This window comes from Myxococcus qinghaiensis, from assembly GCF_024198215.1.
Taxonomy (GTDB): Bacteria; Myxococcota; Myxococcia; order Myxococcales; family Myxococcaceae; genus Myxococcus; species Myxococcus qinghaiensis.
On record NZ_JAKCFA010000015.1, the window covers coordinates 252,467 to 275,504 of the forward strand.

At 64.3% G+C, this 23,038-nt stretch carries 11 protein-coding genes; 4 read left to right on the forward strand and 7 right to left on the reverse strand.

What is annotated here, in order from left to right; all coding sequences use genetic code 11:
* Positions 1–50: 50 nt before the first annotated feature.
* Positions 51–3,173: an RNA-directed DNA polymerase gene (locus LZ199_RS27295; protein WP_253996691.1), complete on the reverse strand. Its 3,123-nt coding sequence runs from the start codon at positions 3,171–3,173 to the stop codon at positions 51–53.
* A 1,211-nt stretch (positions 3,174–4,384) separates the two neighbouring features.
* On the opposite strand from LZ199_RS27295, the gene LZ199_RS27300 reads away from it, so the two are divergent.
* From LZ199_RS27300 to LZ199_RS27310, 3 genes are all read left to right on the forward strand, one after another.
* Positions 4,385–6,790: an eCIS core domain-containing protein gene (locus tag LZ199_RS27300; RefSeq protein ID WP_253996692.1), complete on the forward strand. Its 2,406-nt coding sequence runs from the start codon at positions 4,385–4,387 to the stop codon at positions 6,788–6,790.
* Between the two features lie 193 nt (positions 6,791–6,983).
* Entirely contained in the window at positions 6,984–7,238 is a 255-nt protein-coding gene (locus LZ199_RS47015; protein WP_407667253.1) for a transposase, read from the forward strand.
* 220 nt (positions 7,239–7,458) lie between these two features.
* Positions 7,459–10,077 carry an NB-ARC domain-containing protein gene (locus LZ199_RS27310; protein ID WP_253996693.1) on the forward strand — a complete coding sequence of 873 codons (2,619 nt, stop codon included), beginning with the start codon at positions 7,459–7,461 and terminating at the stop codon, positions 10,075–10,077.
* 650 nt (positions 10,078–10,727) lie between these two features.
* On the opposite strand, the gene LZ199_RS27315 is transcribed toward LZ199_RS27310, so the two are convergent.
* From LZ199_RS27315 to LZ199_RS27325, 3 genes are all read right to left on the reverse strand, one after another.
* On the reverse strand, positions 10,728–12,545 hold the full coding sequence (locus LZ199_RS27315; protein WP_253996694.1) for a hypothetical protein: 1,818 nt from the start codon (positions 12,543–12,545) through the stop codon (positions 10,728–10,730).
* A 17-nt stretch (positions 12,546–12,562) separates the two neighbouring features.
* Positions 12,563–16,651: a M4 family metallopeptidase gene (locus LZ199_RS27320; RefSeq protein ID WP_253996695.1), complete on the reverse strand. Its 4,089-nt coding sequence runs from the start codon at positions 16,649–16,651 to the stop codon at positions 12,563–12,565.
* Between the two features lie 606 nt (positions 16,652–17,257).
* Positions 17,258–18,460, reverse strand: a complete 1,203-nt coding sequence (locus LZ199_RS27325) for an aminotransferase-like domain-containing protein (protein ID WP_253996696.1) — start codon at positions 18,458–18,460, stop codon at positions 17,258–17,260.
* 225 nt (positions 18,461–18,685) lie between these two features.
* Between LZ199_RS27325 and LZ199_RS27330 the strand changes: the two genes are divergently transcribed.
* A complete protein-coding gene (locus tag LZ199_RS27330; RefSeq protein WP_253996722.1) occupies positions 18,686–20,272 on the forward strand; it encodes an MBL fold metallo-hydrolase in 1,587 nt (528 codons plus the stop codon).
* Here the strand turns inward: LZ199_RS27330 and cysC are convergent.
* From cysC to cysD, 3 genes are read right to left on the reverse strand one after another with little or no spacing between them, the layout of a single operon-like run.
* The gene (gene cysC, locus LZ199_RS27335; protein WP_253996697.1) at positions 20,269–20,826 is read right to left on the reverse strand and encodes an adenylyl-sulfate kinase; all 558 of its coding nucleotides are present in this window, start codon (positions 20,824–20,826) and stop codon (positions 20,269–20,271) included. The genes LZ199_RS27330 and cysC overlap by 4 nt on opposite strands.
* Before the next feature lie 7 nt (positions 20,827–20,833).
* Positions 20,834–22,090 carry a sulfate adenylyltransferase subunit 1 gene (locus tag LZ199_RS27340; protein ID WP_253996698.1) on the reverse strand — a complete coding sequence of 419 codons (1,257 nt, stop codon included), beginning with the start codon at positions 22,088–22,090 and terminating at the stop codon, positions 20,834–20,836.
* Positions 22,090–22,995 carry a sulfate adenylyltransferase subunit CysD gene (gene cysD, locus LZ199_RS27345; RefSeq protein WP_253996699.1) on the reverse strand — a complete coding sequence of 302 codons (906 nt, stop codon included), beginning with the start codon at positions 22,993–22,995 and terminating at the stop codon, positions 22,090–22,092. The genes LZ199_RS27340 and cysD overlap by 1 nt, the downstream gene beginning before the upstream one ends.
* Between the last annotated feature and the right edge of the window lie 43 nt (positions 22,996–23,038).

Consider the following 23,038-nt stretch of genomic DNA (forward strand, 5'->3'; position numbering starts at 1 on the left):
TTACATCAGTCCGGCACAGCGCTCACCGGATGGATCTGACAAGGACCCAATCACCCCCCATCCCCACTGGGGGACTGTCGCTTTGGCTTAATCTCGAGAGGCTGGGGATCCGCTTCATCTCCGCCTGTTTTCGAAGGGGCTCGGCTCGGCACTGGATCGGAGGAAACCATGCCGGGGGGCACAGGCTTCCATTCGGGCCAATCATCCTTGTGAATCGTCGTTCGCTCGCGTTCATAGAGTTCAGGATCTGCGCGGTATTTTTGCAGGAGCCCAATCTGAAGTTCTACAACGACCGTCTCATTCTGTCCCCGAGTAATGAGGCGCGAAGCTTCACGCTTCCATGGATCTGAATAAGGACCACGAACTCGGCAATCCGAGAAGATGCCATTATTCGCCACCCCAACAAAGCTATGTAACTCCAGGGCTGTCGAATGAACCAGGTACTCGAAACTGGTGATATCCTTATTCCAGGCGGGAACCAACAACAGGTCGATACGTCCAAGCAACTTCGATCTGGCATCAACCTCAAGCAGCTCACTACATATCAAGGGAATGAAACGACCATGCTCACTATGAAACACAGTAAACCGACGGTCTGTCGCGCGCGTCGCGAATTCAAACCTCTCCTTACGAAGGAGACGTGCCTCGTGGTGCGCTGGTCGACGCTTTGTCCAGATCCAACCCGCTGCAGACATATACGCACGAGGAACAAAGGCAACCGCCTCATTGTACACTTTATCGCCGACAACCTCATACTCGACACCAGCAATCAACGAAAGGGTCGGCTCATTATTACCAATATGCCGCATCACTTCGCGAAGCCAACGACGAGGCAATGAGAGCTCAGGCAGGACAAGCATCGTCGCAATGCCCCGTTGCTTCGCCCGCCCCGCTGCCTCGATTGCTTGATTAAGAACCCTGGAGAGCCGGCGTTGACGCTCCATGCTCAACACAGGCGCAGTGAGCGAGGGTTCCCACCATTTCTCCTCAGTACACAGATTTCCAAGAACCAACTGAGCCTCGCGCAGGCCGTCAGTAGAATGCCCCTGGGGGGACATGGCAACAACCGCAGCCCCTCCTTCGATCTCTTCCATTGCCGATGCTAAATAACTGGTTCCACGGACCGCGTTGACCACGTGAACAAGATCGACAAGGGGACGCTCGGCGCGAAGCCAGCGCAACATGATGTCGGAGTAGCTAGGTGGCCGAGCAAGCAGCAGCAACTCAATCTCACTTAGACTGGAGAAGATCGGGTCTCTTGTCTTTTCACAGGCCTTGCGGAACTCACTGATCCTCATCACTCTGTCGGAGTCGAACTGGGGGTCGATTGCCTCATGCTCCAGGGCAGCCAGCGCATCCAAAGGGCGCACGACTAGCGCGCAACCCATGTAAAAATCTGTCTCCCTATCAACCCATCGCAAGTCAGAACTGGAAAGCAACTGCGCATATCGCAAGAGCGTCTCAGGCAAGAAGACATTCTTCCTGAAGCTAAATCCGTCATCAAGGACTCGAACTCCTCGAGAGCTAAATCCCCGCTCATCAAATACTGCAGAACTACAAATGGTCTCTACGAGTAGTTCCGCAACCCATTCTTGCAACCTCCTGCGAGCGCGGGATGCCGCGATTCTGTTTGGGCCCCATTGGACCCTGATGGAGCGTCCGTGATCACCGGCCAAGCCAGTAACTCGACTCCACAGAGAGTCGAACACTTCATTAGCCGTCTTGACATCACCAGCAACGAGCGCAGCAGCAAGAATCTTGTTGGATTGATCTAGAAGATCGACCCACCGGGACCAATCGGTTGCTATTCGACCGACCCTTCCGAGGTGTGACCGCGAGAACTTGCTGGCATCTTCGCGCGACAGCATCGCCGCTGCAGTCATGACCTTCTCGCAAACCGAACTCACAGCAAGTTTGCGGAGATTTAGGGCATCTGCCTCGCGAAGCGCCCGAATTGGTTCTGCCCCAGGTGAAGCAGACACCAAGTGCTGCAAGTGCTCGCTTCGAGGATCAAGAAAGCGTCGACGCTCGCTGGAGACAAGATCCAACTCGCCTGCAACAGCACCTAGATACTCCAGTCCTTGGGGCCCTTCGAGATTGAATACTCTTAATTTCGATGCCTGGATTTCAAAACTGGAGCCAGTTCGACCGATGGCCTGCCCATCCAATACATATCGACCCACACTGCCCTGTTTCTGACTCAGCGGCAGAAGACTTGAGATGAACTCACGGGGAGGCAATGCGGGTGTTTTCTCTCGCCGCTGAACAATAAGAATGTCATCGACATAGCGACCATAGTAGGTGATACCTGGCCGTGCCGCAATGATATCATCAAAGTCACACAATGCCAGGTTCGCAATCAGTCGAGCAGTCAAGGAGCCGACAGGAACCCCTATGGTGGGCTCAACTCCAATTGAGTCTCCAACAAGCGCGCGGTAGCTCCCAAATGCGTCCAGCAGCCCCTGGGTTGAGTCAATATACTCAACTGAATTAAACGGGATTCCAGCCCAAGATGCGGCGCGCTCGATCTTGTGGATGAAGGACTCTTCAATCAAAAAGCGCGGATCGATGCAGTCAAAGTAACTAGTCAGGTCAAGGGCGGCCAATGTGCATCGGCCACTCTCATGCCCCAGCAACAAGCGCGCCTCGTCAAGTGCGGCTTCGCGAAAAGAGCGGTACGCAGGGACCCAGTACTTATATATTCTACGACCGGCGGCAGGTATTCGAGCTGGCGTCCCTCGTACGTTGAGTCGGTTTGCGAGACACGACGGCGTGAGTAAGGCATCAAGTGCTGGGCCATAGGCCCGGAGCCAGAGCACTTCGCTAATGGCGAATTCAGGACTAGGCTCTAGCAGGACTCGAACATTCAATCTCTCGATTCTGTGCTCAATCGGCTGTTCAGGGATCGAAATGAAGGAACTGTTGCTCTTGGGAGTATCTCGACGACCTATGGACTTCGGACGGATCCACACTCGCCCGATCTTCGCGGACCTGAATATTCGATCAGATGTCACCCCTCGCTCACCGATCGCTTTTAGATTGGCAGCTAGGTTTTGTTCGAATTGAGCAAAGTTGAGCCGACCCGTGCCACGGCGCTCGGCCGCCACTTCGAACTTGGCCAATCGATAGGACCAAAGCAGATGATCTTGAAGAATGGGCAACTCGGAGGCCATGCGTTTCAGGACCTCAGCAGGAGAATGCTAGGCCCTGGACAGGCCAACTCCTCCATGAGTGGATTTTCGGAAGTGTCCGCCATTCGAGAAGCAACTCCTTGTAACGGGTCGCCTAGCCCTCAGTGAGATTCTTTCTGGTCCGATCCATCTGTTGCCACTATCAGGCGCATGACTCAATGCTCACATGCTTCGTCCCCTGTGGAACAAGCATATTCGTACGCGACGACTGCTAGGAGGAGTCGTTCGAGCACCAGAGGGGTCCAATCCACCCCATTTCCGCCCTGGGCTTGATCTGGTTCGGTGGCTCTCCCGCACTTCATGTGGTTCCCCTCGGCGAGGTAGTCAGACGCAGAAGGGGCAGCGGGGCGATTACAGGCTGGGAATGGAAGCGTCGTATCCAATTCCCGGTGGTCGAATAGGCCGGTTCGCTCGCGGCAAGTCAGCGGATCCTGGGCCTGGACGATTGGGCGCTGCGCAAGGGGACGCACCTATGGCTCCATCCTTGTGGACCGGAACCTGTAAACGCGGATGAGATAGAGAATTCGTGAGAGTACTGCGCTCTTACTGCCAGAAGGTCGGAGTCTGGCTGGATAGCGATGGGCTCTGGCAGGTGCGCCTCGACGATGGCGGGGCTGCGGCTGAAGACGATGACCGCTACCCTGGACACGCATCTTCGGAACAGCGAAGCCTAGTGGAGCGATATGAGCGTCACCCGCACCGTGGCACTCCCTCACTTCGTGTGATTCCCCTCTGGGAGCAGGCAGACACGGCGAGCAAGACCAACGAGGTCCTGCAGGGCCTGCGATGCCTGGTTGGGCGAGGCTCGTGCGTGCGGGGTACGCGCGGTCGAAGCCTTGGCGAAAGGCCTCGAACAGGACGGAGATGCTGTCCGCGCCGCCCTGCCCTCCCCTCTGCTTTGCGTCCGCCGCTAAACGGCAATATCGTCACCTCCCGAGGAGGCCTCCTCCATGTTCACGTTCGACCGGAAGCCGCGTCCGTCTTCGGCGCAATCTCCTGCCCCGAAGCGTGAATCGAAGCCCGCAGCCGTCGGACGCTCCGCTTCGGACGCAGACGTGGGAGGCGAGTTGTCGCCACCGCTCGCGCCCGGTTCCCAGTTTGATTTCGCCAGCCTCCCCATCCTGCCGCCACTGACTCAGCACAAGCTGACGATCAGCTCCCCGGAGGACCCAGTCGAGCGCGAGGCAGACAAGGTGGCCGACAAGGTCATGCGGACGCCGCAGACGGCGCCCATCGGCTCGGAGCTGCACCGGGCAAAGGCTGAAGGGGGAACGTCGCCCGCGCTCGCGCCGCCGGTCGTCCATGAGGTGCTCGCTCGGCCCGGGCGCCCGCTGGAGCCGGCCGCGCGCGGCGCGATGGAAGGACGCTTCGGCGGCGCCGACTTCTCCTCCGTGCGCGTGCACGACGACGCTCGGGCCGCGGAGAGCGCCCTGGCAGTGGGCGCGCACGCCTACTCCGTTGGGAGCGACGTGGTCTTCGCCGCCGGGCGCTACGGGCCGGGGACGGCCACCGGAGACCGGCTGCTGGCGCACGAGCTGGCGCACACCCTCCAGGGCGGCGCGACCACGCTCCGCCGACAGCCGTCGGACACGCCACTCCTTGACGTCGGCACGGATGAGCCGCAGTCACTGACAGGCTCCATCGACGACTCGAACCCACAGGCAGTCCGGAGCGAGATCGCTCGGATTCGCCGCTGGCTGGCCCGGCAGCTCCCCGGGACTGACAACGCGACGACGCAGCACCTGCGCGAGGAGCTCGCCCGCCTGGAGGCTCGCCTGGGCCCGGCGTTACCCAGGACGACGGTGTGGGACGCGTTTGCCCCCCTCTTCAACAAGGAGTTCGCGGGAGTGCTGAACGTGTTCGGCGTGCCGCCGACCCCGCTGGCGCCCGCCAGGCTCCAGGCGCTCTTCACGGACACCCAGCGCCAGAAGCTGCAGAGCTTCATCATCTCCCGGCGCATCCCCGAGCGCCTGTTCAACAGCATCGACAGAGGGAAGACCACCGCGCAGCAGCGCCTCCTCCTCTCAGCCCACATCCTCGCGCACGGCATCTACCGTCCCGGCTCGTTCGACCAGCGGGTGCACGCGCAGTTCTGTTTCCACTGGGTGCAGATCGTCCACCACTATGCCGGCGCCACCCCGCCAGGGGCCGGCTTCTCCGGCGGGGTGATGGGGACCTTCGACCCGATGGGCGCCGCGGTGCTCACCACGGGGAAGGAGATTGACGTCTCGAACCCGAAGCGGGTCTCAAAGCCAGACCTCCCCACCGAGGAGTCTCCAGGCGTTGTCGAGACGCCTCCGCCCTGCGGCCCCGGACTGGAGGGGACGATGAAAGACGTGTCGCCGGGCCCAGCAAAGCCGCCGCCCGGCGGCTTGGGACCGCTGCACGAGGGAACAAAGCAGGCGGAGGCGGCGGAGAAGGCCGAGGCGGCGAACCCCGGCAAAGGGGCGAAGTTCTACCGGCAGCCGCATCTTCCTTTCGAGAAGCTCAACGAGATCCAAACGGGAGATTGGCTGTACATCTACAACGCCAATGCCTCGGAAGGCGGTGGACACAGCGTCATCTTCTCCCACTGGGAGACGGGGAAGGACCAGGTCCGTACGCCACCCGGCGCCCGCTTCCGAGTGGCCATCGTCTGGAGCCAGCCGCGGCCCGACACCGGCGGCGTGCGGCACAAGGCGCGCCTGGGCGACCGCTTCGTGCCCAACCCCGCGAACAACCTGGACCCCTTCGTCACTCCCGTCACGCACGTCTCGCGGGTGACACCCGATACAGGGCCCGCCACCACCGCGGCCGAGATGCTGCCAGGCCGCACTGGCGCGGCGGCAACGAAACTGTCGAAGGACAACGAGGACTTCCTCAAGGGGAAGAAGCTCAAGGGACCGGTGAACCGGAAGAAGCTCAATGCGTGGCTTCGGGATAAGAACCAGTCCTTCATGGCCTCGCTGGGGACACACCTGGACCCAGGACAGCGCGACGTGCTCCGCGACGTGAACCGGGGCGAAGACCTGGAGGCGCTGGTCCGCCTCTACCAGCGGCTGCGCACCCTGAGCACCAACGCCAGAGTGCTCGACGAGAACATGCGCGCCTACTACGCAAAGCGGGACCCGACGTACAAGGCGGCCAAGGAAAAGAAGGAGGCCGCATCGGCGACAGCGGCCAGGCAGCTGCGCGATATCGAGGTCGAAATCCAGTCGGTGGAGAGCGACCCTCGGCTGAAGGACCAGGCGCTGGTCCGCGAACTCGAGGCCGCCGCAGCCGAGATGCAGCGAGAGCTCTCGAAGCTGACGGACGGTCCGGAACGCGATGAGCTGAAGATGCGGCGGGAGCGCTTTCTGGATCGGGCCGCAGCGGCGCGCGGAGTGCAGCGAAAGAACGTGGAGCTGCGCGCCAGCCGCGACAAGGCGCTGAAGACGCGCGACGCGGCGGAGGCCATCAAGCTTCCCTTCGGTGTCGTCCACCCCGGAGACCTCCGGAAGGAGGAGCGGCGGCAATCCACCACCGGGAAGCTGGCGGATATCAACTCGGACATCGAGTGGGACAAGCTGGTGGATCCCGCCCCGGCCGTCCCCCCGACCGCGATACCCAAGAAGCCGTGAGCGCGAACCTGTGCCTACATAAAATTCGAGCGCTGCGTCATGAGCGGTTCAGTTCCGTCACGCCGCTGGGCTGTGCGCGCGGCCCGGTAGGAATGCCAGAGGTCCGCGGAGGCGATGCCGCAGCGCGATTCCAGGGCATGGCGCGTGGGCCCGGTGAATGTCAAGGTAGATGTCGCGTGAGAGGGTTCAACCGATGCGCTTCTTCTCCTTCCGCAGAGCCCACTGGAAGCGCCTTTGCAGCACCAACACCAACGCCATGGATTTCCTCCACGGCGAAGTCAAGCGCCGCGTCCGCTCTGTCGGTGTATTCCCGGACCGCGCCAGCGCCCTGCGCCTCATCATCACCGTCGCCCTGAAAGCCACCGGTCACTGGGAGGACGGCGACTATCTCAAAACAACCTTGCAGCAATTAGCCGCAGACTCTGCCGCTACTTATCGCTGCAATTGAGGTTTCTTCCTTACGCCCTCCTGGACTCACTACACAAGTCTCGATACTTGGCCCAATTGGCCACCGCAAAACTTCGCACCTGACTGCATGTAGTCATCCCAGACCCAGGAGGTGCTCGCATAACACAGGCCCGAACTTTGGGTAGGAGCAGGTAGCACAACATTGATGAACTCTCACGTGGCCTTTCTAAACATTACGAACACTGTGATAGCCTGCTCCAATGGTCGGGTTCAAGCCGCTGCTCCGGATACGGGAACGTGTCGAGGTCGGACGTGCCGACTCGGACACGACATTCTTTCACGATCTTATGTACGCGGCCGAGATGACCGCGAAGCTAATCGTGGCAGCGCTTGTCGCCGCAGTCGATGACGACAAGGACGGGTCGCGGTTTCGTCAAGTCTCGCAGCTTGTTCGAGCAGATGGCCTCGGAGAGTGGGCAGCTGTACTCACCGAAGTTCTGACAGGGCCTCCGTCGCAACATCTACTCCTCGAGGCCCGCACGGAGCAGCGCGAGCTGACGCAGAAGGTAGGTCCAGAGGGTTGGCAGTACCAAGCTGCTTACCTTTTGTACAGCTGCCTGGTTCTCGTGGATCCCGCCTGTGAAGCTCCGTCCGCTAAGGTCGATGGCCTTCGATGTATTCGCGATCTCGCTCGGCTCAGGAACAAGACGAGAGGGCACGGTGCCCCCAAAACGGAGGTGCTGAGCAAGCTCGCGCCCTCCCTTGAGCAAGCCCTAGACTTGATCATCAACAATCACTCCCTCTTCAAGCGGGAGTGGGTCTATCTTCACCGCAATCTTTCGGGCAAGTATCGAGTTACGAAACTCAGCGATACAGCAGCTGCGTTCGAACCACTAAAGCAAACTACAACGACCAATCACCCCAACGGCGTATATATTTTTTTTGGGAGGCCGGTTCATGTGGAGCTCGCTGGGTCTGATCCCGATGCGTCGGACTTCTATCTCGCGAACGGTGGCTTCAGCGAGAAACGATTCGAGATGCTTTCCTATGCAACGGGGAGCACGAGCCATGTAGATTCGGCACCTTACCTGAGCCCGTCAACTCCGCTTCCCGGTAGCGAAACGGAGGGATTGGGGGAACTTGATAGTATTGGCAACTGCCTGTCGAATCTTCCGGCAGCTCCTGCTGAATATGTGCGACGAGAGCATCTGGAAACTGAGCTGCTTGAGACGCTGCGAAACGATCGTCATCCAGTAATCACACTCGTCGGACGTGGGGGAATTGGGAAAACGTCACTTGCACTCGCGGCCCTCCATGGGATCGCCCACGAGAACCGATTTGAAGTGATTCTATGGTTCAGCGCTCGCGACCTGGACCTGCTTCCATCGGGGCCCAAACAAGTCCGGCCTGCCGTATTGACCGTGAAAGACGCTGCTGATGAGTTTGTTCGCCTGACTGCGCCACGCTTGACTAAGGAGAAGGGATTCAGGTCAACGGAGCATCTAGCCGAATCGCTTACGAAGCCGCAGCTAGGCCCGACGCTCTTCGTATTCGACAACTTCGAGACGGTCATCAATCCGGCCGAGTTGTTCAAGTGGATCGACACGTACATCCGATTACCGAACAAGGTGCTCATCACGACGCGCTACCGCGACTTCAAGGGCGACTATCCGCTCGACGTTCGCGGAATGTCAGAATCGGAGTGCAAACTACTTATTGATGCCACGGCAGGGAAGTTAGGGATTCAAAGTCTCCTGACGTCGGACTACCGACAAGAGCTAGTGCGCGAGTCCGAGGGCCACCCGTACGTGATCAAGATACTCCTCGGCGAGGTCGTGAAAGCTGGCAAGCCGGTGAAGGTTGAACGCGTTGTCGCCGGTGCGGACGACCTCCTTACCGCCCTATTTGAGAGGACATACGCAACGCTGACGCCCGTCGCACAACGCGTCTTTCTTACGCTCTGCAACTGGCGAACGACGATTCCGCAGTTGGCGTTCGAAGCGGTGCTCCTTCGCCCGGAGAACGAGAAGATGGCGGTTGCGGACGCGATCAACGAACTGGAGCGCAGCTCATTTGTCGAACTGCTTGAGTCCCAGGCGGACCACGAGATCTTCGTGAGCACCCCGCTCGTCGCTGCACTATTTGGGCGACGCAAGCTTGCCGTGTCGCCCCTGAAGAGTGCGATCGAGGCTGACACAGGAATCCTCCATCATTTCGGTGCCGGCCAGCGGAGCGACGTCCGACATGGCGTTGCCCCTAGAATCGAGCGTATGATTACCTCGATTGCCAAGCGCGCACTTCAACAAAAGGACACGCTCGCCGAGTACATGCCCATGCTCGATTTTATTGGGCGTCATTATCCGCGCACGTGGCTGCTGGTTGCCTCGATTTACGAAGACATCGGTAGTATTGAGGCCCTCGAGCAAGCAAAACGGGCCATTCGACAGAATCTTGAGCGAGCAGCTGAAGGTGCTGCTGTTGGCTCTTGGCGACGCCTCGCAGTCGTCTGTCAAAGGACGGGCGATGTGCTCGGAGAGCTCCATGCACTCGTAGAACTGGCTATCCATCCGGAGGTTGAGTTCGACGATGTAAGTAATGCCGCAAGTCAATTGAACTATCTGTTCGCTGAGAAACGGGCGATTCTAGACTCGGAAGAGAAGCAGATTCTCGTCCGGCGACTTGCCGCCGCAATGGAGGCTCGATCACATGAAGCCAACGCCACTGCGTTGTCGCGGCTTGCTTGGCTCTATCTCCACCTGAAGGATACGCCCAAAGCGCAGGAGCACGTGAAGCGAGGGCTCGCGCTGGATCCAGACAATGAGCACTGCCAACGTTTGGCCGGACGACTTGCCTACTCGCAGGGCACAAGCAAGTGGTGAACTTGAGCTGTGCCTACCCAAAAAAATTCGGCCGCTGCGTCACGTGTGCTTGCCCCCTGTGTCAGGGAAGAAGTCGCCTCGGCTGACGTGCCGAGCTGACCACCCGATGGGGGCGAGTGCAGGCGGTTGAAGTGCCGTACACAGGCGCATTCAAGGCGCAGATGGTGAAGCGGATGATGGGCCCGAGCGCGGTGAATGCCTCGACACTGGCCCGGCAGGTAGGAGTGTCCTAGCAGGCGCTGTCGCCGTGGTTGCGGGCGGCGAATAGGGTACACCGAGGTACTGGCGTCTGGCACGAAGGACATCGGGATCCTGTTCCTTCCATGCACACCACGAGGTCAACATCCGCTGATCTGCTACAAGCGATGCGGTCTATTCGGCAACAGTGAATTGGATACGATGTGCTTCTATTCCCAGCGTGTAATCGCCCAGCGGGACGCCTGCCGCGTCTGGCTACTTCGCCGAGGAGAACCACACGAAGTGCGGAAGAGCTACGGAACCGGGCTACGCCCACTGTATCGCCTTGAGGCGCCTCTCCTGGTACGCCACGGACTCTCGCCAGAGTCCCCGCCCTCCTCAGCCCCAACGGACAATGAAAACGGCGGCCTCCCCTGGGGAAGGCCGCCGCTCTCACTGCTTCGGACTCCGGACTACTGCGCGGTGGTGATGGTGCCCACCGCCACGTTGATGGCCTGCAGCGAGCCGGAAGCCGGCAGCGCGTGCGCCTTGAGGACACTCAGCGGCACCACGGTACCGGCCGGCGTCTCGGCGAGGGCCTCCACGGCCAGCGCCACGGACAGCAGCGCGCCGTCGTACTCATGCGCCGGAGCGCCCTTCTGGTACACGCCCACGCTCAGCGTGCGGCCCTTCACGCCCGACTTGAGCAGGTGGGGCGCGTCGCCGAGCGCGTAGCCACGGTTGGCCACGTACTCGGAGCCGTCCACGGTGGACCAGGACGCGGTGGCCGCATCCAGCCCCAGCGTCAGGTCCGCGCCGCGACCGGACTGGCCCGTGGGGCCCACCAGGTCCAGCACCAGCGTGTTGCCCGAGGACTGGCTGGCATTGCGCACCAGGCGCCAGCCCGTACCCGTGGGGTCCACGTAAGCCACCGTGCTGGCGACGGGCACGGTGATGACGGCGGAGTCCGTCTTCGAAGCATCCGCCACGCTGGTGACCGTCACGGTGTACGTGCCCGGCCTGTTCGGCGCGGTGTACACGCCCGTGCTGCTCACGGTGCCGTTGGCCGAACCGCCCTCGACGGCCCAGGTCACCGCGACAACAGAGGTGCCCGTGACTTCGGCCGTGAGGTTGACGACGGCCCCAGGCCCCACGGTGGCCGTCTTCGGAGTGACACTCACCGCCACCGTCGGAACGACGATGGGGTCCACGGTAAGGGTGGCCGAGTCGGACTTCGTCGGGTCCGCCACGCTGGTGGCCGTCACGGTGAACGTGCCCGCGCGGCGCGGCGCCCGGTACACGCCCGTGCTGCTCACGGTGCCGTTGTCGTCACCGCCCTCCACGGACCACTGCACCGCGAGGTTGTTCGTCCCCGTGACCTGCGCGGACAGGGAGAACGAGCCATCCTGCACCACCGTGCCAGTCTTCGGAGAGACAGTCACCGCCACCTCCTCGACGACGACAGGCTCCACCGTGATGGAGGCAGAAGCCTTCTTCGCCGGGTCCGCCACGCTGGTGGCCGTCACGGTGAACGTGCCCGTCTTCTTCGGCGCGCGGTACACGCCCGTGCTGCTGACGAAGCCGTTCGCGTCGCCACCCTCCACGGACCACTGCACCGCGAGGTTGTTGGTGCCGGTGACCTCGGCCGTCAGCTGGACGGTGCCATCCCAGGTGGTGCTGCCCGACGAGGGGCTCACCGTCACCACCACCTCCCCGACGACGACAGGCTCCACCGTGACAGTGGCGGAGCCCTTCTTCGTCGGGTCCGCCACGCTGGTGGCCGTCACGGTGAACGTGCCCGGCGTGTTGGGCGCCGTGTACCGGCCCGTGCTGCTCACGGTGCCATTCTCGTCGCCACCCTCCACGGACCACTGCACCGCGGTGACGGAGGAACCGGAGACCTCCGCCGTGAGAGTGGTGGCGGTCCCCTGGCCGATGGTCACCACCTCCGGCGTCACCTTCACGATGACCGTCGGAGTCTGGACCGCCTCCACCTTGACGGTGGCCGTGTCCTTCTTCGAGGTGTCCACCGCGTTGGTGGCCACCACGGTGTACGTGCCGGCCTCGGCCGGCGCGGTGTAGATGCCCGAGCTGCTGATGGTGCCGTGGGAGTCGCCTCCCTCCACCGACCACAGGACGCGCGGGTCCTTCGCATCCTTCACCGAAGCGCTGAAGGTCGCCTTCTCACCGGCCTTCACCGTGACGGTCTTCGGAGTCACCGTCACCGGCCCCGAATCGGAGTCGGAGCAGGCCACCAGCGCCCCCATCAGGAGCGGAACAATGAGTTTCATCCACGTTTTCATGGGGATTACCGTCCGAACTGGGTGACGAAGAGGGTGATGTCGCTGTCATTCACAGAGCCGACGCCGTCGAGGTTCGTCGCCTCGGAGCCGTTGGTGTCGTAGTCCTGCGCGAGCAGGCCCATGTCCTCTCCGTCCACGACGTTGTCGCCATTGATGTCGCCCGTGTAGACCCGGAAGGTCGCCACGGCCTTCGCCGTCGGCACCACGACGCTCGCCGCGGACACGTGGCACACGCCACGGACCTGCGGCGCGGCGTAGACGCCGTCCTCACTGACGGTGCCGCAGATGCGGCCCTCCGCCACGGACCAGCTCACCGCCGTGTCCACCGCGTTCGCCACGTTCGCCTGCAGGGCGACGGAGCCCCCCACCGGCACCACGTGCTGCGCCACCGCGAACTCCACCGTGACGGGATGCAGCGTGAAGGGCGTGGTCGCTTTGGACCAGTTGCCATAGGCGTCGTACGCCACCGCCTCGAGGACATGCGCCCCCGGCGCCAGCGGAATCGGGAACAGCGGCAGCGTGTACGGCTCGGACGCGCTCCTCCCCTTCAGCGCGCCGTCTACGTAGAACTCCACGTAGGCCACGCCCGTGTCGTCGGTGGCCTCGGCCCGCATCGTGTAGTTCTCGTACAGGCCCTCCACGCTGGCGGTGATGTGCGGCGCGCCCTGGTCCTGGATGGTGGAGTTGCGCACCTCGAAGGCCACCGTGCGCTCCGTCGTGTTGCCCGCCTTGTCCGTGGCCGTCGCCTTGAACTCGTGCGAGCCGTTGGACAGGGTCCTCGTGTCGAACGCCGTCGCGTAGATGCCCTCGGCGTCCGTGAACGAGTCCACCGGGGTGCCATCCACCTGGAACGCGAGGGTGGCCGTCCAGACGTTGTCGCTTACGGAGGCCCGGAGCTGCACCGTCCCGTAGCTGCCCTCGACCGCCGCGGAGAGCGTGGGGCTCTGGATGTCCGCCTGGGTCGAGGTGACCAGGCCGACGTCGTCCAGGAAGAACTGGGTGACTTCATCCGGGACCTGCGGGGCCGCCGTCTGGTCCACGTCGAAGAACAACTGCACCGTCTGGCCCCGGTACGCGGTCAGGTCGAAGCGGTGCTGGCGGTACTCCGCGTTGGTGTCATCCACGTTGGAGAGCGTCCTCAGCGTCGCCAGCTCGGTGCCGGCGGAATCCCGGACCTTCGCGCTGAAGGTGTGGTGGGCCACCGCGTCGGTGAACGCGGCGTTGTAGATGCGCAGCCAGAAGCTGAAGATGGCCGAGGTCGCCGTCGCCGGAATGGCCACGGACTGACGGACGGAGTGCCGCGCCGGCCCCGCGTTGGTCCAGAAGACGTACATGCGGCTGCCCGTGTGCGCGAAGGACGGGCTGCTGAAGATGCCCGCCGAGCCCGACAAGGTCGTGGCCCCCGTCCAGCTCGTGGAGGTCTCGAAGCTGGGATTGAGCACGCGCTGGGTGGCGGTGGTGTCCACGTAGAACGTCACCGAGGGAGAGTCCCCCGTGTTGCCGCCCGCGTCCGTGGCCCGGGCGACGAGCGTGTGCGCGCCAGCCGTCAACGAGGAGACGTTGACGACCCGGGCGAACGACCTGACCGAGTTGCCCAGGGACACGCCGTCGACGAGGAACTCCACCGCGTTGACGAAGCCGTTGTCGGACACCTCCGCGAGGTAGCCCACGCGCGTGCCGGAGAAGAGCACGGAAGCCCTCACCCGGGGCGCCTCGGCATCCGCCGCGTGCATGACGCGCAGCGCGAAGTCATCCAATTGGAAGCTGGTGGCGATCGAGGCGTTCTCGCGCCCCTCCAGGAAGATGCGCACCGTCTGGCCCGCGTAGGCCGTCAGGTCCACGCTCTGCTGCACCCAGCCTGGCGTCGCGTCCAGGTTGGACCACGTCGCCAGCGTCCCCAGCACCGTGCCCGAGGTGTCCTGGACCTGGAGCGTCAGCGTGTCGCGGACGGCGGTGGTCGTCGTCTCGGAGGTGAGGAGGTTGAGGAAGAAGGTCAGCGAGGCCTTGGTGACGCCGGCGGGAATGGTGACGTCCTGCCACAGCCGGTCGACGTGCGTCGATCCCCAGCCGTTGAGCCACACGTAGCCCTGGCCGGAGTGCGTACCGGAGGAGACCGGGAAGTTGATGTTCTCCGGCGGGTCCGCCATCCAGCCCTGGCCGTCCAGCTCGAAGCCCGGGTCGGCCAGCAGCTGCTCGAAGCTGTTGGAGACGGTGAAGCTCGCCGGAGCGGACGCGGTGGAATTGCCGGCCGCGTCGTACGCCACCGCCACCAGCTGGTGCGTGCCGTTGGACAGCGGCGTGGCGTCCAGCGGGCTCTGGTACGGCTGGACGGAGACGTTCCCCGCCAGGGCGCCATCGACGAAGAACTCCACGCGGGCCACGCCCACGTTGTCGTCGGCCTGCGCATGCAACTGGAGCGCAGGCGCGCTGCCAGAGATGCTCGCGGCGACGGTGGGGGCCGTGCGGTCGTCGTACGTGCCGGCGGTGTAGCCCACGTTGATGGCCGCGAAGGCGTTCTGCACCGCGCGGTACTCGTTGGACTGGGAGCCGAAGAGGTCCGCGGCGGCCTGGAGGCTGCTGGTGCGGGCCGACATGTAATTGGACGACGGGAACAGGTAGACGGTGAGCGCGCGGTACCAGATGGCCGCCGCCTTGTCGTTGCCGATACCCCTCATGCCCGCGGGCAGATAGGTGCTGGAGTAGTCGGTGCCGATGACCAGTGGCTGCGCGCCCTGGGACAGGAAGTAGAAGGCGCGGTTCATCGGGCCGCTGCTGAAGTGCACGTCGATGTTGCCGAGGCCGGGGTACCAGGCGTCCACGCTCGCGCCGTCCAGCGACGGGCGGAACATGACGCGCAGCGGGAAGGCGCTGAGCTGCTCGGCCATGAGCCAGTTGCCGCCCGTGTCACCAATGGTGCTGCCGCGGCCGTTGGCCACCCAGAACTCCGCCAGGGTGCCGAAGATGTCCGAGTTGGCCTCGTTGAGGCCGCCGGACTCGCCGTCGTAGATGAGGCCGGCCGTGTGCGAGGCGACGCCGTGGGTCATCTCGTGGCCCGTCACGTCGAGCACGCCCATGGACCTGAAGCCGCCGGCGGCCGGGAACGAGCCGTCGCCGTAGCTCATGCAGAAGCAGCCGTCGCTCCAGAAGGCGTTGTCGTAGAGGTTGCTGGCGTGCACCCGGTTGTAGGTGGGCGAGCCAAAGCCATCCACGCCGTCGCGGCCGAAGATCTTCTTGTAGAAGTCCCACGTCGCCAGCAGGCCGTAGTGCGCGTCGACGGCGGCCGTCTGTCCATTGGTGCTCAGGGTGTTGTTGGCACCGACGATGTAGTTCTGCCCGTCGCCCCAGACGTTGTCGGCGTCCGTGTAGAGGGTCAGCGTGGGAATGACGCCGTTCTGCACGGCGGCGTGGTTGACGTCGTAGGTCCGGATGCCCTCGCCGCCCGCGCGCGTGACATCGCGCAGCTCGAAGAGGCCCTGGGGGTTCTGGAAGACATCCAACGGCACCTCACCGCTGTACTGCGAGCGGCCGAGGCCCTTGGCGGCGGCCGTCTGGAGCGAGCTCCACTTCTTCAGCACCTCGCCCGAGTGCGCGTCGATGATGAAGTCGGTGTGCTTGACGCCGTCCTTCGCGTTCTCCAGCTCGGTGTGCACGTGGTACGCGAGCCGGTAGCCCACGACCTGCGTGTCGAAGTCCGCCGCGTTCTGCTTCGCGACGGGCTTGCCGGGGTAGCGGTTCACCAGCCGCGTCTGGGGATAGACGATGAGCTCGCTCTTCGGCGTGACGCCGAACTCACCCTTGGGTGCCAGCTCCTGGGTGGCCTTCGACACCGCGGACTTCGCGTCCAGCGTGGGCGTCACGTCCAGACGGATGCCCTTGCGCAGGCCGTCGGTGGTGATGCGGAGGTCCCTTGCGGACAGTCCCTGGTGGGTGATGGCCACGGCGCCCCACACGGGTACGCCCTGGTATGTCTGGGCGAAGCGTGCGTGCGTCTGACCAAAGGAGTCCGTGCTGGAGCTGGACAGCTGGAAGCCGTCCCGCGAGCCCAACCCGAGTTCGAGGCTTTGCGACTTGAGGCTTGCCAGGGATTCCGCCACACGGGCTGGCTCCTGGACCTGGAGCTGCGTCAGCGTGGGGAGGGAAACCGGCGTGAGTTTCTCAGCCGCGAGGGAAGAGCTCGCCGAGAAAAGGCTGGCGAGGAGCAGAGGCCACCGGGGCCACGGCTTGGGCATTGAATTGACTCCACACAGCGTTCAGGGGAACTCCCGCCGTCGGCGCCCGTGGTGGCGCGCCGTCGCCGGAAGGATCACGCTCATGGCGGAGGGGCCGAACAGCCTCGGACCTTTGCCCCGTGGGGTCCATGGTCAGCGTAATTATCTGCCAGCATACACTATCAAGGCCCCAAGAAAACAAGGGGGGCCCTGATGGACACAAACGGAAACAAGAACCACAAGGAGTTGCACCTGCTTCACATTGGGTCTTATAAGACCTGTGGGTAGAAAGGAAGACCTTGCCTCAATAGAAAGACACGAAAATCCCCCAACCACACCCGTCTGGCAGGAAAATCTAGTTTTGGAGCCGGTCGCCCACCGAGGACCCGAGAATCTCTCCTCAAGGCACAAGAGGCAGCACCACCAACCACGCAATCACTCGCATGAACACCCCATCCGGCGTCCTGTCGGTTGGAATAACGACCTCTCGGCTCAGCCCGCCCGAAGCACCGTGCCCAACCGACGAACGGCCTCCTCGATGCGCAAAGGCTCACAGTGCGAGAAGTTCAATCGCAGTCCATGTGACGCCGAGCGCCCGCCGCTCACCGCGAAAGCCTGCCCCGGAAGAAACGCCACCTGCTGCGACTCCAGCGCCCGCGCCAGCAGCACCGTGGTGTCGAACCGCTCCGGCAGCTCCACCCAGACGAACATCCCGCTCGTGGGCTTCGTCCACGAAGCCCCTTCCGGCAGGTGCTCCTCCAGCGCCCGCAGCAGCGTGTCCCGCCGCAGCCGGTACTCCCCGCGCAGCCGCTCCAGATGCGCGTCCAACCTCCCCGACTCCAGGAACGCGAGCACCATCCGCTGCGTGAAGGTCGCCGTGTCGATGTCGCTCGACTCCTTCACCGTCGCCAGCCTGAACACCATCGCCTCCGGCACCACCACCCAGCCCACCCGCAGCGCAGGCGCCAGAATCTTCGAGAACGACCCGACGTAATAGACCCACTGCGCGTCCAAAGAGCGCAGCGGAGGCAGCGCCCCGCCCTCCTCGTAGTGCAGGAAGCCGTACGCATCATCCTCGATGATGGGCATGCGGTACTCCCGCGCCAGTTCCACCAGGCGCTCCCGCTCCGCACGCACAAGGCTCGTCCCGAGCGGATTGTGCCCGTCGCTCATCGTGTACAGGAACGCCGGCCGCTCCCCTGACTTGAGCAGTGCCTCCATCCCCTCCAGGTCCAACCCCGTCCGCCCATCCCGCCGCACCGTGAGCCGTCGCGCCTGGAACGGGTCCAACACCTGCTGGAACCCCGAATACACCCGGTCCTCCAGCAGCACCGCCTGCCCCGGCTCCAGCAAGAGCCGCGTCAGCAGATTCATCCCCTGCTGCGCCCCCGTCGTCAGGAACACCTGACTCGTCGAGCAAACCACCCCGCGCTTCGCCATCAACGCCACCACCTGCTCGCGCAGCGGCTCCAGCGTCGCCGAGTACTGCAACGCCCCCACCTGCTCCGCCAGCACCCGCGCCGCCGCCTCCGCCATGCCTTGCGTGGGAAACAGCTCCGCGGCGGGGAGCCCCAACGCCAGTGAGAACACGCCCGGCCGGGTGATTTTCTGCAGCATGTCCTGGATGGCCGAGGGCGCCAGACGCCGGGCCCAGGACGCCAACGGCAACTCGGAGGAGGTCGAAGAAGCCGTCACGGGGAGATACCTCCGGACTCCGACGCGCAAGACATGCGCACCCTTGAAAGTCCGACGCAAGCGTAGCGCAGGGGAAAGCCCCCAGGGTGAAAAGCCGAGGCAGGGGGAGACTCCCCGTGTGTACCGAGGGCCCTCCCCCCCACCTCCAGCAGGCAGGCGATCGTCAACAGGGGCTTCCCTGTCTCCATGTCGTCCCAGATAATCGACGCTCGCCTGGAGAACCCGATGCTGGACCGACCGATGTACCTCAAGCCCAACGTGGCACTCGAGCCACTGTACAACCAGTGGTACGCCTGGTGGTACCTGCTGTCTCCCGCCACCGCGCCGCTGTTCGTCACGAACCTGCACCAGAAGCTGATGCAGTCCTTCGTCGCCAACCCCGACGTGCACGTGGCCGCGCTGAAGAACCCGATGTTGATGGGTGGCCCGTTCATCAACCACCCCACCGCGCGCGCGGGCAAGGTGAAGGAGTTGCTGGAGCGGAACCAGAAGGAACAGGCGCACATGCTCGCGTACACCAAGGCGGTGGCGGAGCTGGAGCAGCTGATGGCGCCGAACAACGGCGGCTCCCTGGAAGCCCTCTACCCCAAGGTGCCGGACCTGCTGCGCGGCTACGTGGAGCTCACGTATGACCTCAGCAACCGCGCCAGCGCGCGCTTCATCGAGCCGCTCCTGTACAAGAGCCGCTTCTATCAAGAGTCCGCGCAGAGCGTGACGCTGATGCAGGTGGACGGCGACTGGCGCCCGTACATCTTCAGCACGCCGCGCCTCGAGGAGGACATGCCCGTCCACCTCAAGGTGCCCTACCGCCACGAGGGCCTGGACGCGCTGTTCCGCATGCGCCACACCCCGGGCTCACCGGGCCAGGTGGCGGAGATGCTCGGCGTGCCGTCCTCGGCCGCCGCCGCGTTCGCCGACCTCTTCACCGACGTCGTTCCGCGCAAGGCGCCTCGCTACGACGGCGAGGGCGTGCGGGTGCGCTACTTCGGCCACGCCTGCGTGCTGCTGGAGACGAAGGAGGTCAGCATCCTCACCGACCCCGTCATCAGCTACGAGTTCCCCACGGACCTGCCGCGCTACACGCACGCGGACCTGCCCGACCACGTGGACTACGTCGTCCTGACGCACGGCCACGCCGACCACCTGATGATGGAGACGCTGCTCCAGCTGCGTCACCGCGTGGGCACCATCATCGTCCCGCGCAACAACGGCAACTCGCTGGCGGACCCGTCCCTGCGCCTGATGCTCCACCACACGGGCTTCAAGAACGTGGTGGAGATCGACGACCTCCAGGAGATCACCATCCCCGGCGGCTCCATCACCGGCCTGCCCTTCCTCGGCGAGCACAGTGATTTGGCCATCCAGGCCAAGACGGCCCACCTGGTGCGCCTGGGTGGCAAGTCCATCCTGATGGCGGCGGACTCCAACGCGATTGAGCCGCGCATGTACCAGCACCTGCGCGAAATCATCGGCCCCATCGACATCCTGTTCCTCGGCATGGAGTGCGAGGGCGGCCCGATGAGCTGGATGTACGGCCCGCTGTTGTCCAACCCGCTGCCTCGGAAGATGGACCAGGCGCGGCGCCTCAACGGCTCCGACTGCAACCGCGCCATGGAAATCACCAACCACCTGACGCCCAAGGAGGTCTACGTCTACGCCATGGGCCAGGAGCCGTGGCTGCGCCACGTGATGATCCTCGTCTACAACGAGACGACTCCGCAGCTCATCGAGTCGAACAAGTTCATCGACCACTGCCGCTCCAAGGGCATGCAGGCCGAGCGGCCCTACGTGCGCATGGAGCGCGTGCTCTAGGCGGCGCGCGGCGCCACGAGGCCCCGGGCCTGGAGCGCGGCCAGCACGCGCTCCAGCCCCACCTCCACCGCCTCCGAGTCCGAGCGCACCGTGACTTCGGGGGCCTCGGGGGCCTCGTATGGGTCCGACACGCCGGTGAAGTGTGGCAGCTCCCCCGCCAGCGCCTTCTTGTAGAGCCCCTTCACGTCGCGAGCGATGAGCGCGTCCAGCGGCGCCTCGATGTAGACCTCCACGAAGGGCAGCCCCACTTCTTCAGCCAGCCCGCGCACCTCCGCCCGGGAGCTCCGGTAGGGCGAAATCGCGGCGACGATGACGCCCACGCCGTGCCGGGCCAGGAGCCGCGCCACGTGGCCGATGCGCCGGACGTTCTCCTCGCGGTCCTCCCGCGTGAAGCCCAGGCCGCGCGTCAGCCAGGTGCGCACCTCGTCGCCGTCCATCACCTCCACCGGACGCAGCGGCTCCAGCCGGGTGCGCAGCGCCCGCGAGAGCGTGCTCTTGCCCGCGCCGGACATGCCCGTCAGCCAGAGGATGAACCCGGAGCCTTGCCGATTCATGCGCACCTCAAACAGCGGGGCCGTTGATCATCCCGGCGCCCACCGTCGCGTTCGTGGCTTCGTCAATGAGGATGAAGCTGCCCGTGTGGCGGTTGCGGCGGTACTCGTCGAAGAAGAGCGGCACCGTGGTGCGCAGCGTCACCCGGCCAATCTCGTTGAGCCCGAGCCGGGGACTCGTCTCGTCCCGGCTCAGCGTGTTCACATCCAGCCGGTAGTGGAGCTGCTTCACCTGGGCCCGCGCCGAGCGCGTGGTGTGCTTGAGCGCGAACCGGGCGCCCGCCTGGAGTGACACCCCCTCCGCCAGCCAACACACCATGGCGTCCAGGTCCTGCCCCACCAGGGGCGGGTTGCCCGGCCTGCACAGCATGTCGCCCCGGCTGATATCCAGCTCGTCCGCCAGCGAGACATTCACCGACATGGGCGGAAACGCCTGCGCCACCGGCCGCCCCGCCAGGTCCAGCTCGCGGATGCGCGTGGTGAAGCCGGAGGGAAGCGCCATGACCTCGTCGCCCGGCCGCAGCACGCCGCCCAGCACCTGCCCCGCGTACGCGCGGTAGTCCGGGAACTTCGAGGACATGGGCCGGAGGACGCTCTGCACCGGGAAGCGCACGTGGATGAGGTTGCGGTCCGACGCGATGTGCACGTTCTCCAGGTGGTGCAGGAGCGTGGAGCCCTGGTACCAGGGCATCCGCTCCGAGCGCGTCACCACGTTGTCCCCGCCCAGCGCGGAGATGGGGATGAACGACAGGTCCGCCACGTCGAGCTTCATGGAGAACTGACGGAACTCCTCGCGGATGCGCTCGAAGACGGCGACGTCGAAGCCCACCAGGTCCATCTTGTTCACGCACAGCACCAGGTGCGGCACGCGCAACAGCGAGGCCAGGAACGCATGGCGCCGCGTCTGCTCCAGCACGCCCTTGCGCGCGTCCACCAGGATGAGCGCCAGGTCCGCCGTGGACGCACCCGTCACCATGTTGCGCGTGTACTGGAGGTGCCCCGGCGTGTCCGCGATGATGAACTTGCGCTGCGCCGTGGCGAAGTACCGGTAAGCCACGTCGATGGTGATGCCCTGCTCGCGCTCGGCCTTCAGGCCGTCCAGGAGCAGCGCCAGGTTGACGTACTCGTCCCCTCTCGCGCGACTGGTGCGCTCCACCGCGGCGAGCTGGTCCTCCAGAATCGAGCGCGTGTCATGGAGCAACCTGCCGATGAGCGTGCTCTTCCCGTCGTCGACGGAGCCCGCGGTCGCGAAACGAAGCAGTTCCACTAGAAGTACCCCTCACGCTTGCGGTCTTCCATCGCCGTCTCGCTGAACTTGTCGTCCGCCCGGCTGGCGCCCCGCTCGGTGACTCGCGAGGCGACAATCTCGGTGATGACCTCCGACACCGTGACGGCGTCGGACTCCACGCACGCGGTGCACGTCATGTCGCCCACCGTGCGGAAGCGCACCGACGCCGTTGAGACCTCCTCACCCGGGAGCAGCGGCAGGTAGGGCGACCACGCCATCAGCATGCCGTCCCGACGGAACACCTCGCGCCTGTGGCTGAAGTAGATGGAGGGCAGGGCCACGCCTTCCCGCGCGATGTACTGCCACACGTCCAGCTCCGTCCAGTTCGACAGCGGGAAGACGCGCAGGTGCTCCCCCCGGCGGTGGCGGCCGTTGTAGAGGCTCCACAGCTCCGGGCGCTGGTTCTTCGGGTCCCACTGGCCGAACTCGTCGCGGAACGAGAACACCCGCTCCTTCGCGCGCGCCTTCTCCTCGTCGCGGCGCGCGCCACCGAAGACGGCGTTGAAGCGGTGCTTCTCAATCGCCTCCAACAGCGGCACCGTCTGCGCGCGGTTGCGCGAGGCGCGCGGGCCCTTCTCCTCCGCCACCCGCCCCCCGTCGATGGCCTCCTGCACGGACGCCACGTGCAGCCGCGCGCCCAGCTCCGCCACGCGCGCGTCGCGGTACTGGAGCACCTCCGGGAAGTTGTGCCCCGTGTCCACGTGCATCAGCGGGAAGGGCAGCGGCGCGGGCGCGAAGGCCTTCACCGCCAGGTGCAACATCACCGCGGAGTCCTTGCCTCCGGAGAACAGCAGCACCGGGCTGTCCAGCTCGGCGACCACCTCCCGGATGATGAAGACCGACTCCGCCTCCAGGGCGTCCAGGTGCGACAGCTCGTAGCTCACGCGAAAACGCTAGCACGCCTCGACAGGAGCCCTGCCAGTCCAC

Excerpts from the sequence above, each read along its gene's own strand:
- cysC (WP_253996697.1), bottom strand. The coding sequence starts at position 20,826 with ATGAATCGGCAAGGCTCCGGGTTCATCCTCTGGCTGACGGGCATGTCC.
- LZ199_RS27310 (WP_253996693.1), top strand. The coding sequence starts at position 7,459 with ATGGTCGGGTTCAAGCCGCTGCTCCGGATACGGGAACGTGTCGAGGTC.
- LZ199_RS27330 (WP_253996722.1), top strand. The coding sequence starts at position 18,686 with ATGCTGGACCGACCGATGTACCTCAAGCCCAACGTGGCACTCGAGCCA.
- LZ199_RS47015 (WP_407667253.1), top strand. The coding sequence starts at position 6,984 with ATGCGCTTCTTCTCCTTCCGCAGAGCCCACTGGAAGCGCCTTTGCAGC.
- LZ199_RS27295 (WP_253996691.1), bottom strand. The coding sequence starts at position 3,173 with ATGGCCTCCGAGTTGCCCATTCTTCAAGATCATCTGCTTTGGTCCTAT.
- LZ199_RS27315 (WP_253996694.1), bottom strand. The coding sequence starts at position 12,545 with ATGAAACTCATTGTTCCGCTCCTGATGGGGGCGCTGGTGGCCTGCTCC.